16 protein-coding genes and 1 pseudogene are annotated in these 12222 nt (G+C 73.3%); 6 read left to right on the top strand and 11 right to left on the bottom strand.

Translation table 11 applies throughout. From position 1 onward, the window contains the following. The 9 genes from VR44_RS22920 to VR44_RS22890 all read right to left on the bottom strand — a co-directional run. Window positions 1-257 (bottom strand): NAD(P)-binding protein (locus VR44_RS22920; protein ID WP_045949460.1); only part of this gene is annotated, 257 nt, incomplete at its 3' end. Beyond that, a complete protein-coding gene (locus VR44_RS22915) occupies window positions 254-2017 on the bottom strand; it encodes an ABC transporter ATP-binding protein (protein WP_045949459.1) in 1764 nt (587 codons plus the stop codon). The genes VR44_RS22920 and VR44_RS22915, both read right to left, overlap by 4 nt. Continuing rightward, complete coding sequence (locus tag VR44_RS45210) at window positions 2014-2190, bottom strand: hypothetical protein (protein WP_157880382.1); 177 nt, start codon at window positions 2188-2190, stop codon at window positions 2014-2016. The genes VR44_RS22915 and VR44_RS45210 overlap by 4 nt, the downstream gene beginning before the upstream one ends. Continuing rightward, a complete protein-coding gene (locus VR44_RS22910; protein ID WP_045949458.1) occupies window positions 2190-2975 on the bottom strand; it encodes a methyltransferase domain-containing protein in 786 nt (261 codons plus the stop codon). The genes VR44_RS45210 and VR44_RS22910 overlap by 1 nt, the downstream gene beginning before the upstream one ends. A 28-nt stretch (window positions 2976-3003) precedes the next feature. Next, the gene (locus tag VR44_RS22905) at window positions 3004-3591 is read right to left on the bottom strand and encodes a hypothetical protein (protein ID WP_045949457.1); all 588 of its coding nucleotides are present in this window, start codon (window positions 3589-3591) and stop codon (window positions 3004-3006) included. After that, window positions 3588-4196, bottom strand: coding sequence for a hypothetical protein (locus tag VR44_RS42000; RefSeq protein WP_063778956.1), 609 nt, complete (start codon window positions 4194-4196; stop codon window positions 3588-3590). The genes VR44_RS22905 and VR44_RS42000 overlap by 4 nt, the downstream gene beginning before the upstream one ends. A gap of 32 nt (window positions 4197-4228) precedes the next feature. Next, the gene (locus VR44_RS41995) at window positions 4229-5458 is read right to left on the bottom strand and encodes a hypothetical protein (RefSeq protein WP_157880381.1); all 1230 of its coding nucleotides are present in this window, start codon (window positions 5456-5458) and stop codon (window positions 4229-4231) included. 130 nt (window positions 5459-5588) lie between these two features. Next, window positions 5589-5789 (bottom strand): hypothetical protein, encoded by a 201-nt coding sequence (locus tag VR44_RS22895; protein WP_045949456.1) that lies wholly within the window; start codon window positions 5787-5789, stop codon window positions 5589-5591. Between the two features lie 40 nt (window positions 5790-5829). Beyond that, window positions 5830-6027: a hypothetical protein gene (locus VR44_RS22890; protein WP_045949455.1), complete on the bottom strand. Its 198-nt coding sequence runs from the start codon at window positions 6025-6027 to the stop codon at window positions 5830-5832. A 216-nt stretch (window positions 6028-6243) separates the two neighbouring features. On the opposite strand from VR44_RS22890, the gene VR44_RS22885 reads away from it, so the two are divergent. The 4 genes from VR44_RS22885 to VR44_RS22870 all read left to right on the top strand — a co-directional run bounded on the left by VR44_RS22885 (window position 6244) and on the right by VR44_RS22870 (window position 9181). Next, entirely contained in the window at window positions 6244-6687 is a 444-nt protein-coding gene (locus VR44_RS22885) for a helix-turn-helix domain-containing protein (protein WP_045949454.1), read from the top strand. Window positions 6688-6875: 188 nt separating this feature from the next. Continuing rightward, complete coding sequence (locus VR44_RS22880) at window positions 6876-7451, top strand: ImmA/IrrE family metallo-endopeptidase (RefSeq protein ID WP_052713777.1); 576 nt, start codon at window positions 6876-6878, stop codon at window positions 7449-7451. Between the two features lie 46 nt (window positions 7452-7497). Beyond that, window positions 7498-8661, top strand: a complete 1164-nt coding sequence (locus VR44_RS22875) for an MAB_1171c family putative transporter (protein WP_342669377.1) — start codon at window positions 7498-7500, stop codon at window positions 8659-8661. Between the two features lie 91 nt (window positions 8662-8752). Next, window positions 8753-9181 (top strand): ATP-binding protein, encoded by a 429-nt coding sequence (locus VR44_RS22870; RefSeq protein ID WP_045949452.1) that lies wholly within the window; start codon window positions 8753-8755, stop codon window positions 9179-9181. A gap of 19 nt (window positions 9182-9200) precedes the next feature. Here the strand turns inward: VR44_RS22870 and VR44_RS22865 are convergent, their stop codons facing one another. Together VR44_RS22865 and VR44_RS22860 are read right to left on the bottom strand one after the other, a co-directional pair. Further along, a complete protein-coding gene (locus tag VR44_RS22865) occupies window positions 9201-10400 on the bottom strand; it encodes a carboxylate-amine ligase (RefSeq protein ID WP_245692101.1) in 1200 nt (399 codons plus the stop codon). A gap of 165 nt (window positions 10401-10565) precedes the next feature. Then, entirely contained in the window at window positions 10566-11039 is a 474-nt protein-coding gene (locus VR44_RS22860) for a tRNA adenosine deaminase-associated protein (RefSeq protein ID WP_052713775.1), read from the bottom strand. A gap of 182 nt (window positions 11040-11221) precedes the next feature. Here VR44_RS22860 and VR44_RS41410 point away from each other — a divergent pair, with 182 nt between their 5' ends. Together VR44_RS41410 and VR44_RS22850 are read left to right on the top strand one after the other, a co-directional pair. After that, window positions 11222-11815 carry a hypothetical protein gene (locus VR44_RS41410; protein WP_052713774.1) on the top strand — a complete coding sequence of 198 codons (594 nt, stop codon included), beginning with the start codon at window positions 11222-11224 and terminating at the stop codon, window positions 11813-11815. A 41-nt stretch (window positions 11816-11856) separates the two neighbouring features. Continuing rightward, window positions 11857-12222: pseudogene (locus VR44_RS22850) on the top strand (hypothetical protein); the annotation flags it as partial.

Below are 12222 nucleotides of genomic sequence, written 5' to 3'. Positions count from 1 at the left end.
GGCTGGAGCAGCGGCACTCCCCGGCCCGGCAGGTCGAAGGCCCGGAAGAAGGGGGACGCGGCGGCCATCGGGTGCACGGCGGAGCAGATGTCGTGCCGGACGTCGCTGTCGAACAGCGCTTCTGTGCGCAGACCGCCGCCGATCCGGCCGGCCTGCTCGTACAGGACCACGCGCAGCCCGGCCCGGGCCAGGGTGACGGCCGCGGCGAGCCCGTTGGGGCCGGTCCCCACGACGGCCGCGTCCGCGCCCGCGCTCATGACGCGGCTCCCGCGGCCGGGGCCAGCTGGCGTCCGGCGAGCCGCCGGTAGGTGGCGTCCCGGTCCATCAGCTCGGCGTGCGAGCCGTGCGCGCGCAGCCTGCCGTCCTCGATGACCAGGATCCGGTCGGCGTCGATGGTGGTGGTGAGCCGGTGCGCGATGGTGAGCACCTGGCAGCGGGTGCCGATGTCGGCGATGGCCCGGCGCAGTGCCTCCTCGGAATCGGAGTCCAGGTGCGAGGTGGCCTCGTCGAGGAGCAGGACCTCGGGCCGGGTCAGCAGGGCTCGGGCGATGGCCAGGCGCTGGCGCTGACCGCCGGAGAGACCCGTGCCGGCCTCGCCGAGCCGGGTGTCCAGGCCCGCGGGCAGTCCGGCGATGACCTCGGTGAGGTGGGCGGCCGAGACGGCCTCGGCGATCTCCGCCTCGTCGGCGTCGGGCCGCGCGTAGGTGAGGTTCTCCCGTACGGTGCCGCGCATCAGCGGGGCCTCCTGCTCGACCAGGCCGATCCGGGAGCGCAGTTCGTCCAGCGGCAGGGCGGCGGTGTCGGTGCCGGCGAGGCGGATGCTGCCGCGGTCGGGGGTGTGGAAGCGTTCGATGAGCTGGAACAGGGTGGTCTTGCCGGCTCCGGAGGGGCCGACGACGGCCGTGACGCCGGTGCGCGGCAGGGTGAAGGAGATCCCGTCCAGGGTGGGGACCTCGGCACCGGAGTGCGAGAAGACGACGCCCTCGAACTCGACGGCGGGCGGCGGCTCCGGAGCGGCTCCGGCGGGGGCCGCGGTCGTGACCGCCTCCCGGGTCCGGGACGTCTCCCCGTCCCCGTACCCGTCCTCGGTCTCGATCTCCGCGAGCTCCTTGACCCGGTCGATGGCCGCCCGCCCCTGCTGGAGCTCGCCCAGCGACAGGAACAGCGTCACCAGCGGGCTCACCAGGTAGAAGAGGTACATGATGAAGGCCGTCAGGTCCTCGATCGGCAGCTCACCGGTCGCCGTCCGGGCCATGCCCCACGCGATCACCACGGCCAGCGAGACCTGGGTGCCGACGTTCATCGACGGCATCAGCAGCGCGGACAGCCGGGTCACCCGGATCCCGCTGACCCGGGCGGCGTCGGCGAGTCGCCCGATCCGCTCGGCCTCGCGCCGCTCGGCCCGGGAGGCCTTCACCGTGGTGAGCGCGCCCAGCACCCGCAGCAGCCCGGACCCGAAGTCGCTGGTGTCCGTACGGTTGGCCACCGCGGCCGTGCGGACCGCACGGGCCAGGCCCAGCGCGACCGCCGAGGCCGCGCCCAGGCAGCCCGCCGTCACCAGCAGCAGCCGCCAGTCGATCCAGGCCATGACCGCGACGCAGCCGACGGTGCTGAGCGCGGAAGTGACGAGCTGCGAGACGGAGGAGGACAGGGCCACCCGCGCCAGCGAGGTGTCGGCGACGGTGCGGGTGAACACGTCCCCGTGTTCCAGCCGGTGGAAGGCGCTGATCCGGGAGTGCAGCAGACGGCCCGTCAGGGTGGTCCGCATGTCCAGGACGATGTTCTCGCCGGCCCGCCCGATCAGGTAGAAGTGCGTGGCCGCCAGTACCGCGTCGAGCAGGAACAGCCCGGCGATCAGCAGGATCGGCCAGGTCAGGGAGTGGTCCAGGGCGACCGCCTCGATCAGGTCGCCGATCAGCAGCGGCTGCAGCAGGGTCGCGGCGGTGCCGCCGAGGCCCAGCAGCACCCCGGCGCCCGGCAGCAGGCGGTGCCGGCGGACGAGCGCGCCGATGTTCACGGCCGGGCCCTGCCCGCCGCGATGGCCGCGACCACGGCCACCGCGGTGCCGATGATCAGGCCCTTCGTCCAGGACTGGCTCGTGAACTCCCCGTCCTCGCGGAACATCACCGCCATCACCGGTACGGCCACGGCGAACGAGAAGAGGAACCAGAGGGTGCGCGTCGTGTTCATCACTGACCCTTCTCCGGGAGGACGTACGTGGTGAGGAACAGCGGATACCGCTCCGAGTACGGCGACAGGTCCCAGCCCGCGTACCGGCCCTCCGGGACCAGTCCGGCGGCCCGGGCGTACGCGTCCGCCTCGTCGGGGGTGGTCAGCCGGGACAGCTCGCTGCCGACGCGGGTGGTGCCGTCGGACTCGTACCAGACGTGCGAGCACTGCCACAGCTCGGAGCCGGGCGGCAGCGTCGAGTGGGTCTGCAGGCCCGTGCCCGGCTCGGGGTAGGGCGTGAAGAGGGTGGTGCGTGACCGTCCCTCGTGCATGGCCTCGACCGCGGGCCGGTTGCCGGTCTCGATCACCAGCCTGCCGCCGGGTGCCAGCAGGGCGGCCGCCCGGTGGACCATCGCCTGCTGGTCCTCGGGGGTGAGCAGCATGGAGAGGATCCCGCACACGCCGTACACCAGCCCGTACCGCCGCTCGTCGGCGTAGGTACGGACGTCCCCGAGGACACCGGTGACCAGCTCCGACCCCGGTTCCGCGGCCAGCAGGGCCAGCATCTCGGGGGAGGAGTCGACCCCTCTGACCGGGCCGGACCGCCGGGAAAGGGGGACGGCGATCCGGCCCGTGCCGACACCGAGTTCGAGGGTGCCCGAACCGGGGTCGGGGTGCAGGGAGGCGAGGGCGGTGGCGATCGCCTCCGCGGTCGCGTCCTTGGGGAAGACGCGGTCGTACCAGGACGAGAACTGCGTCCCGTACCCGATGTCTCGGACCGTGTCGTCGGTGGTGGTGCCGGCCATGTGCGGGGCCTCTTCCTTGCCGTGGGGATCAGGCGGTGACGAGGTGGCCGCCGACCGGCGGCCGCTTCATGGGGGTGTACGGGGACAGGAACAGCGGCTCCGGTTCCTCGGCGGTGTCGTGCCCGGCCGCCCGTACGACCGCGAACTGGAAGCCGCGTACGGCGTCCTCGCCGTGGCGCTCCCGGATGGTCCTGCGGATGAACTCGACCAGCACCTGGTAGGCGGAGTTGGTCTGGGCCGCCGCGGCGCCGCCCTTCGCGGCCAGCTGGAGGATGGCGGTGCAGATGTCGAACACCGCCTTCTCCGGCCGCCGGGTGGCGAACCAGAACGCCTGGCGCAGCCGGCGGGGCTCGATCATCTCGATCTCGTGCCATTCGCTCGTCGCGCCGCCCGGCTCCAGCGTCCGGTACGCGTAGTGGAAGTCGTGCACCGCCGGGTTCGGGGCGAAGAACTTCCAGTTCGGGATGAGGGAGAAGACGTCCTTCGCACGGGACCGGTCGAACGCCGGGTGCGGGTGCTGGGCGGCCACCGTGGCCACCAGCATCCCGGCACCCAGCACCCGGGCCCAGGCGCCCTCGCCGGTGAACGCCGACTTCAGGATTCCGGCCGCCTTCACCGCTCCACCCCTTCCCGCTGCTCCTGCCGTACGTGCTCTTCCTGCCGTACCCCGGCGCCGCGCACGCCGCCGAGGAACTCCGCGATCAGGTCCGCCGCCCGGTGCGCGTGCGGGGCGTTGGTCAGCAGGGAGTCGTGGTCCGAGCCCTCCACGACCTTGATCCCGCCGAGCCCGCCGAGCCCGCCGTCTTCGCCTGGTCCGCCGTGCTCGCCCTGGTCCTGGTGGGCGTGGGCCAGCTCGTTGTAGAGCAGCAGCTGCTCCGGGTCCTGGTCCACGGTCTGCTGCGCGGCGATGATCAGGCCGGGAGCGCCGATCGGGTCGATCCGCCCGTCGAAGGCCCGGAACTCCTTCTCCACGGCCTCCCATTCGCGCTTGCCCGCCTTCCACAGCCGGGCATCGGTGTACTGGGCGAACACCCGCTCCCGGTACGCCTTGGGCAGCCGGTCGAGCCAGTCGGGGCGGCTCATCAGGACCCCGGTGCCCAGCCGCAGGTACAGCGAGGCGTGCGCGATGGTGTCGCGCAGGTCCTTGGCGCCCTTGCTCTGCCGCTGCGAGCGCTGGAGCTCGGCCGGGTGGGCCGGGTCGAGGTAGACCAGTCCCGCCACCCGGTCGCCGAGCCGGGCCGCGGCCCGCCGGATCAGTTCGCCGCCCAGGGAGTGCCGGATTCGGCCAGCTCGTACGGGACGGTGGTGCGGCGCAGGCTCCCGCCGTAGCCGGCCCGGGCGTACGAGACCACGGCGTGCTCGGTCTCGTTGACGAAACGCTCGGTGATCCAGGAGAAGTGCTCGGAGGTCGAGGCCAGTCCGGCGCAGAAGACCAGGACCGGCTCCTCGGAGAACTCCGCGCCGCCCGTCTCGTACATCAGCTCGTTCCCGTGCCGGGTGACGAACTTCCGTGAGGTGGGCCAGCCTTCCAGCACGGCGGCGCGCCGCTGTACGGCCACCGCGGCGCTCAGGGCGACCCCGGCGGCGAGCAGTACGGCCGCCGCCTTCACGGCCCGGTCGTCCCGGCCGGCCACGGCCGGGTGCGAGGCGGGAACGGTGGTGTAGGCGACCATGGGGTGCAGCGAGGGGAAGGCCGTCATGAAACGGCCGAGCCCCATGACGAAGCCGTTGGCGACGTGGAAGCCGACGGCCGAGGCGAGGAAGGGACGGGTGAGCCGCCCCCCGGCCAGGTAGACCACCGGGAAGAGGCACTCCATCGCCAGCACGCCGTGCTGCAGGTACTTGGAGGTCCTCGGGTAGCGCTGGGTCAGCCGGTACACGCCCTCGGAGCCGTAGGTCCGGGTGCGCATCACGCCGGGCAGCGCGGAGGCGTCCCGCCACCGCTCGCCGATCAGCTTGACCCAGCCGGACGCCGCGTACGAGAGGTTGGCCTGGAGGGCGACGTACCAGAGGAAGGCGTCCTTGGTCTGCGGGCTGGTGGAGAGCCGGGCCAGCCCGGTGGCGCCCTGTACGAGGGTGGCCACCTGGTCGGATCCGTCGGTGCCGTAGCGGTGACGGGCCGCGAGCAGACAGGTGGTGGCGCCGAGGAACAGGCTGCCCGCACCGCGCCAGCGGCTGTTGCCGGGCAGCAGCAGGCCGGCGCTGACCGCGGCGCGCGACGCGTGCAGGGCCAGGGTGACGTGCTTGCCGGCCACGGCTCCGCTGACGCGCCGGATGAAGAGGTTCTTCGATTCCGGCGACTTCTTCATGATGTCCCAGTCGTTCAGGCCGCCGGGATCGAGCTGCTTGCGCTGGTGGAGGTATTCCAGGGAAGAGGAAAGGGTGGTGAGGGCGGAAAGCCGCTCAGAAATTCCAAGGGCCCGGTCCCGGGAAACGGGGACGGGCGAGAACACCGCCGAGGCGAGTTTCCTTAAGTACCGCAAGAACGTGCCTTCCTCTCGGCTCGTCAGTGGTTGTGCCGCTTCGCTAGCATGGGCGGGCTGTCGGGCCGCGATTGGCGCGCGGCCCGACAGCCCTGTGGGCGGCCATGCGGAGCGGAATGCCGCGGGCGGGTCAGCCCTTGGCGGCGGCCCGTCCGGCCTCGTACGCGCCGACCGCGGCGGCGCCCGCCGCCAGGCCGCCGGCGGCGTACGGGCAGACCACGAGGACGGCCGGGGTGAAGGCCACCGGCATCATCCGGCTGGTGCGCTCGCCGGTGTCCTCCGAGAGGGCCGCGTCGGCGATGCCGCGGACGCTTTCGGTGATTCGGTTCATTTCCTGGATCTCCCTGTGTCGGAGTGGGGAAGGGGCGGGGTCAGTTCACTACGCGGCCGGCGACGTAGGCGCCGACCGGAACGGTGAAGGCGACGACCGCCGCGGTGATCTTGACGGAGGCGGGGACCGCGACGACCGCCGCCGGGGTGGCCATGACGGGGGTGCCGTCACGGTTGACCACGGATTCGGTGATGGGGCCCATCTCCTGCTCGTTCATGAAGGCCGCGATCTTGGCCATGGGGCATTTCCTTTCGGTTGGTCGTGCCGGAACGAATGCGTGGAACCTCGATCGATCGTCAACTGGTGTTGAGCGCCGTGTGGCCGAATCGAACACCAGTTGATGCCGGGATGCTAGGCCGAGATCGAGCGGTGCGTCAACTGATGTGGATGGCTGATAAGCGCCGTCTATTACACCAGTGTGGTGGTAGGGTGCGCCCGAGGATGGAGGCGCATCATGGCCGAACAGCAGGAAGGGCCGCCGAGGTCGCTGGCGGACAAGCTGAACCACCTGTTCGCCCACGTGGTCCCGGCCGGACGGGGGCCCTACAGCGTCGAGGACGTGGCGCGGGCCATCACGGCCGACGGCATCCCCATCTCCGGCAGCTACATCTGGCTGCTGCGCAAGGGGCAGCGCGACAACCCGACCCTCCGTCACCTCGAAGGCCTCGCCAAGTTCTTCGGCGTCCCGGCCGCGTACTTCTTCGACGACGAGGTGGCCGAGAGCGTCGGTGCCGAACTCGCCCTGCTCATGGCGCTGCGGGACGCCCAGGTCCGGCGGATGGCCCTGCGTACCGCCGGCCTCTCCGAGAGGAGCCTGCGCTCCATCAACGACGTGATCGAACGGGTCCGTGAACTGGAGGGCCTCCCGGAACCCCCGCTGGACGACCCCGCCCCCTGAGCGGCGCCCCGAAGCCGCGGAACTCCGCCCCCATCCGCGTTCGTTCTCCGGAGGTAGCTGTCCGGAATGCCGAACTGGCGGGAATTGGCCTGTCCTCGGCCGGATCGTTGTGTTTGGATCCATATGTCGAGCTCAGCGGGGGAGTCCTACGTGAACCATGCCCAGTCGCCGGCCACGGCCGTCGGCCGGTGAACGTCGTGCGCCGGCTCATCGGAGCCCGCGGACCCGGACGGACCCCTCTGGAACGGCGGTGTGAGGAGCGGCTGCGTGAACTCGCCCTGCCCGCGCGCCGGAAGATGACGATCGAGGAAGTCTGCGAGCACGTCGGCGCCCGGCGCGGACGCCCGCTGCTGGTCCTCCCCACGGCCCTTCCCACCGGCAGCCCGCACGGCCTGTGGGTGGCGACCGACCGCAACGACTACGTCTTCCTGGAGGAGCGGCTCGCCCCCATCCACCAGCACCAGGTCGTGCTGCACGAGATCGGTCACCTCGTGTGCGACCACGACACCTCACCGGTGCTGGCCGCCGAGGTGTCCCGGCTGCTCCTCCCGTCCCTCGACCCCGGGCTGGTACGCCGCGTCCTGGGGCGCGGACACACCGATTCCGAGGCCGAGATCGAGGCGGAGCTGGTCGGCTCGCTGATCGGCCGCCGGCTCAGCTCCTGGACGGTCTGCCGCGACCGGCCCGTACCGCCCGAGGCCCACGAGCTCGTCGCACGGCTCGCCGTACTGGGACCGCCGGGGCACCCCGGCGCCGAGGACTGAACGGGACCGGGCCCGCCGGAGAAGACCAAGGAACCAAGGAACGCACATCAACGACATCCTCTACCCCCTGTGCGCCGCCGTCGCCCTCCTCGCCCTGCTCTACAAGGCGCGCGTGCTGCGCACGGACCGCTCGGCGGCCCAGCTCGCCCTCATCGGCAGCTTCTTCTTCCTCGTCGTGATCTTCACCGTCTCCACCCCGGCCGTCTGGGTGGCGGTCAGCCGGGCCGTCGGCATCGAGAACTTCTCCGGCCTCCTCTCCCAGAGCGCGGTGATCGCGCTGAGCGTCTGCCAGCAGCTGGTCCTCCTCAGCCTCACGCGGTCGCCCGCGACCGCCCGCCGTGCGGCCGTCCCCCGGATCGTGCTGCTGGGCGTGGTACTGGCCGCCATGGTGGTGCTCTTCTTCGAGGCCGCCGCGCACGGCGAGTCCCCCGACGACTTCGCCGTCGTACGGGCCCACTACACACCGGCCTACCTGGCCGTCTACCTGGCCGCGTTCACCCTCACCCAGATCGGCGTCGGCGTCATGGGCTGGCGGTACTGCCGGATCGCCCCGTCGCCCTGGCTGCGCCGAGGGCTGCGGCTGGTCGCCCTCTCGCTGCCGTTCTCCCTCTGCTACTCGGTGAGCCGCCTCGCCGGCATCGTCGCCGCCCAGTTCGGCGGCACGGGGCACGCATGGGAACCGGCCGCCCAGATCGGGGTGGCCATGGCCGTGTGCACCCAGACGGTCGGCTGGATCCTGCCGGACTGGGGCCCGCACCTCACCGCCGCCGCCGACCGGATCCGGTACCGGCGCGCGCACCGGATCCTCATGCCGCTGCACCGCACCCTGACCGCACAGGTGCCCGGCCCCGTCATCCCGATGGGACGCGGCGCGGACCTGCGCACCCGGCTCTACCGCACGCTGATCGAGATCCGCGACGCCCAGTGGGAGCTGCGCACCTGGATGGACGAGGACGTCGCCGGGGCGGCCCGCCGGGAAGCGGGCCGGGCCGGCCTGGGCGGGGAGCAGACGGCCGCCGTGGTCGAGGCCGCCCAGCTCCGGGCCGCCCTCGCGGCCAAGGCCCGCGACGAGCCGCCCGCCCGCCCGGCGGCCACACCGCTGGCCGCCTGTCCGCCGGAGCTGGCGGCCGAACTGCTCCACCAGCAGCGCGTGGCCCGGGCCCTCGCCTCGCCGGTGGTCGACCGGGCCGTGGCCGGCCGTGGGGCCTGAACGGCCCGAATCGATCCGGGTGGCATACGGGGCGGGGACCGGGGAAGGCGCCGGGTCGGCAGTGAACTTCGTACGGCTGGGGTGATCGAGCATGTCGGAGTCCGGAACGCTCCGCCCGCTGCGACGACACTGCCGGTGCGAAGGAGGCGGTGCGCCCGCCCGGGCCCGTCGGGAGGTCCGCAGTCTGGCGGAGGAGGCCGGTGCCGACGGGCGACCGGTGCCGACGGCGGTCCGGGAGGCCGCGCTGCTGGTCGCCAGCGAACTGGTGACCAACGCGGTGAAGTACGCCCCCGGCCCGTGCGGGCTGGACGTCGTCTGGTCGGCCGGGGGGCTGGACATCGATGTGACCGACTCCAACCCCGCCCCGCCGCGCGGCCGCCGGGCCGACCCCACGGGAGCGACCGGCGGGTACGGCTGGCCGCTCGTGCGGTGGCTGTGCTCGCGGGTGGACGTCCGTCCTACGCCGGAGGGCGGCAAAACCGTGCACGCCCACATCCCCGTCCCGCCCGGTGCGGGCTGACGCCGCCGGGAGGTCCCGGTCAGGAGCCGGCATCGGGGGCGGTCATGGCGTGCATCAGGTAGTCCACGACCCCGGCGGGACCACCCCGGTCCCGGTGGGCGGCCCGTTGGCGGTCCGCCCCGCCGCCGGCCGTGCGCAGTACGGACCAGCCCGCACCGGCGGTCTCCAGGTCGCCGTGCCGCCGCAGGGCCGGGCGGAGGTCGGCCAGCAGCTCCTCGACGAGGGTGGTCGCGGGGACGAGCCGGTGTCCGCGCAGATCGACGGCCTGGCCGCCCAGGCCGTCGCGGGCGGCGCGCCAGCAGGCGGCGCGCAGCATCTCGGGGTCCGGCCGGAAGGCGGGCCGGCCGGCTTCGATGTCGGTCAGGGCGGTGTCGACGAGAGCTCTGACGACCGCGGCGAGCAGCACCGTGTCCTGCGCGGTGGCCATGGCGTCGGCGACCCGGATCTCGATGGTGGGGGCGTGGTGCGAAGGCCTGATGTCCCAGTACAGCCCGCCCCGGTCCATGATCCCCCCGGTGGCGGTGAGCCCGGAGACGAGCCCCTCGAAGTGGGTGCGCGAGGTGAGGTACGGGGGAGGGCCCGCGGCCGGCCAGCGGGCCCAGGCCAGCGTGCGCCAGCTCGTGTACCCGGTGTCGCGGCCCTGCCAGAACGGGGAATTGGCCGCCAGCGCGATCAGGGCCGGGAGCCGGGGGCGCAGGTGGTTGCTGACCTGGAGGGCGGTCTCCAGGTCGGGGATACCGATGTGGAGGTGGCAGGCGCAGATGCTCTGTTCGTCGTCGAGGGCGCCGAACTCGGCCGCGCTCCTGGCGTAGCGGTCCCCTTCGGTCAGCGGCGGCGGCAGCGGCTGCGGCAGGACCGGTGTGCCGCTGGAGATCACGCCGAGTCCGTGGCGGGCGGCGGCGCGCACCACGGCCGCCCGCATCGACCGCACCTGCTCGGCGAACCGGCCCAGGCCGGAATGCGGGTCGGTCCGTACCTCGACCTGGTAGCCCGTGATCTCGGTGGTCACCCGGTCCCCGAGTTCGACGGCGGCCTCGGCCACGACCTTCGGCGCCTCCGGCCTCAACTCCCGTGTCACGGGGTCGACCAGGAGGTACTCCTCTTCGGCGCCGACCGTCAGCGGTGGTCTTCCCGCGCGCCCGGCGGGGGACGACGCCGCGGCCGTGGCGGCCGGACCTGGGATCTCCGGGATCGTCTGTGGCGACTGTTCACGGGTCACCCGGCCATCGTGGCACAGCCGGTGCCGGTCGGGGAGGTGGCGTCCCGGCCGTCGCGACGCCACCCGGCCGATAGGGGCGGGCGGCTGACGGGCCGTGAGGGATCCGTCACGACTGGACGGGCCTCCTCCCCCCCCCGGCGGGCCACGCCGGTACGGGGTCCGGCCTCAGCGCCTGACACGTTCGAACTCGGCGGCGAATCCGCACCGTTCGGCGATCGTCAGCAGCTGGTCGTGGGGCAGGGCGCCGGGCCGGTCCAGCACGGCCTGCATGCCGGTGGCGGAGAGGCCCAGGTCGGCGACGATCCCCAGGTCCCCGGCCGGCTGCGGGCCCGGCGCGTCCTCGTCGGGCGCTTCGGTGCCCAGCACGTCCAGCACCTGGGCGGCGAGGGTGTGCCGGTGTACGGCGCGGGCGTCCGACAGGAGCAGGCCCGTCCCGGCCGGTGTGGAGCGCAGGACCAGGAAGAACGCCTCGTCCGCGTTGAAGAAGCCGTACACCGTCCCGGAGGTCCCGTCGCCGCGCACCGCGATGATCGCCTCGTCCAGACCGGTGAGCGCGGTGCGGTCCAGCCGTGTGCAGTGCCAGCGGTCGTCCCGGCGGGTGACGGCGACCGCGTACCGGTGGTTCTTGTGTTCTGTCACGGCCCACAGGTGCCCCGTCGCGGCACCCGGTAGCCCCGGGGACGCCGGGCATGGCCCGCACGGAGCAACCCGACCCCCTACCGCGGTAGGGGGTCGGGGTTGGCGCTGTGGAGGGACGCGGCGGGTGGGGGCCGGCTCCTAGATTTTCTTGTGTCGGCGGACGGGCGAGTGGGGAAGAGACCATGGCTGCCATCGCACCGCACCACCGCACCACCGCCGCCAGCGCGGCGCGGCCCCGCCCGGGCGTCCTGCGGTCGCGGTTCGTACGCCGTGTCGGTCACGCCGCCCTGCTCCTGCCGGCCGTGCTGGGGACGGCCGGTGCCGTGGTCGTCGGCCGGGCGGACGCGGCACGCCAGTGGTGGGCCCGTTCCGGGGAGCTGGGCGCGGCCGGCCGGGCCGGTCACGCGGGCCCTGGTGGCGCGCGGCTGCTGGCGCACTCGTTGCTCTGCCTCCCGCTGGGGCTCCTGGCCCTGATCCCGCTCGGGATGCAGGTCCTCTTCGTTCTGCGCGGGATGCTGTACCCCGTGGTCCAGGCCGGCCCCTACACCAACGCGTGGGGCGGACCGTCCCTGGCCGGTGCCTGGCTGGCGCACTTCGGGGTGGGCCTGCTGTCCGCGGTCGTCGGGCTGGGCGTCCTGTGGTCGCTGAACCGGCTGCACGCCCGGCTGGCGGGCGGTATGTGGGGCCGCCGGGTCGGCGTCTGGCCCGTCCTCGCGGTCGCGGCCGCCTCCGCCGCCGGCATGATGCTGGTCGTCGCGTGGACCCACCAGATATAACCCCGGACCTCGCCGCGCATCGCGCCGTACGATGGCCCCCGATGAAGATCATCTCGTCCGACCGCCGACTCCGGTCCCTCCCCGCCGCCTCGGGCGCCGCGGTCTGGGGCGACCTGGCACGCCCGTCGATCCCCTTCCCGGGCGGCCCGCGCGGGCACCGGACCCTGACCGCGGTGGTCTGGCTCCTGGCGGTGACGCTCTACTTCGCCGGCACCCTGGACCTCGCCCAGCACTACCGCCTCGGCTACGGCCCGGCGATGGCCCTGACCGTCGCCCGGATCGTCCCCCTGGCCCTGGCCCTCAGCCGCCCCCGCCCCGCCTGGTGGACGCAGCTGGTCGTGACGGTGGCCATCGCCGCCCTGACCCGGCCCTCCTCCCCGGCGGAGCCGTGGCCCTGGGCCGTGACT

The sequence above is a fragment of the Streptomyces katrae genome, from assembly GCF_000966975.1.
GTDB lineage: Bacteria > Actinomycetota > Actinomycetes > Streptomycetales > Streptomycetaceae > Streptomyces > Streptomyces katrae.
The sequence above is the reverse complement of the archived record's forward strand: the minus strand, read 5'-3'. Positions and strand labels throughout refer to the sequence as shown.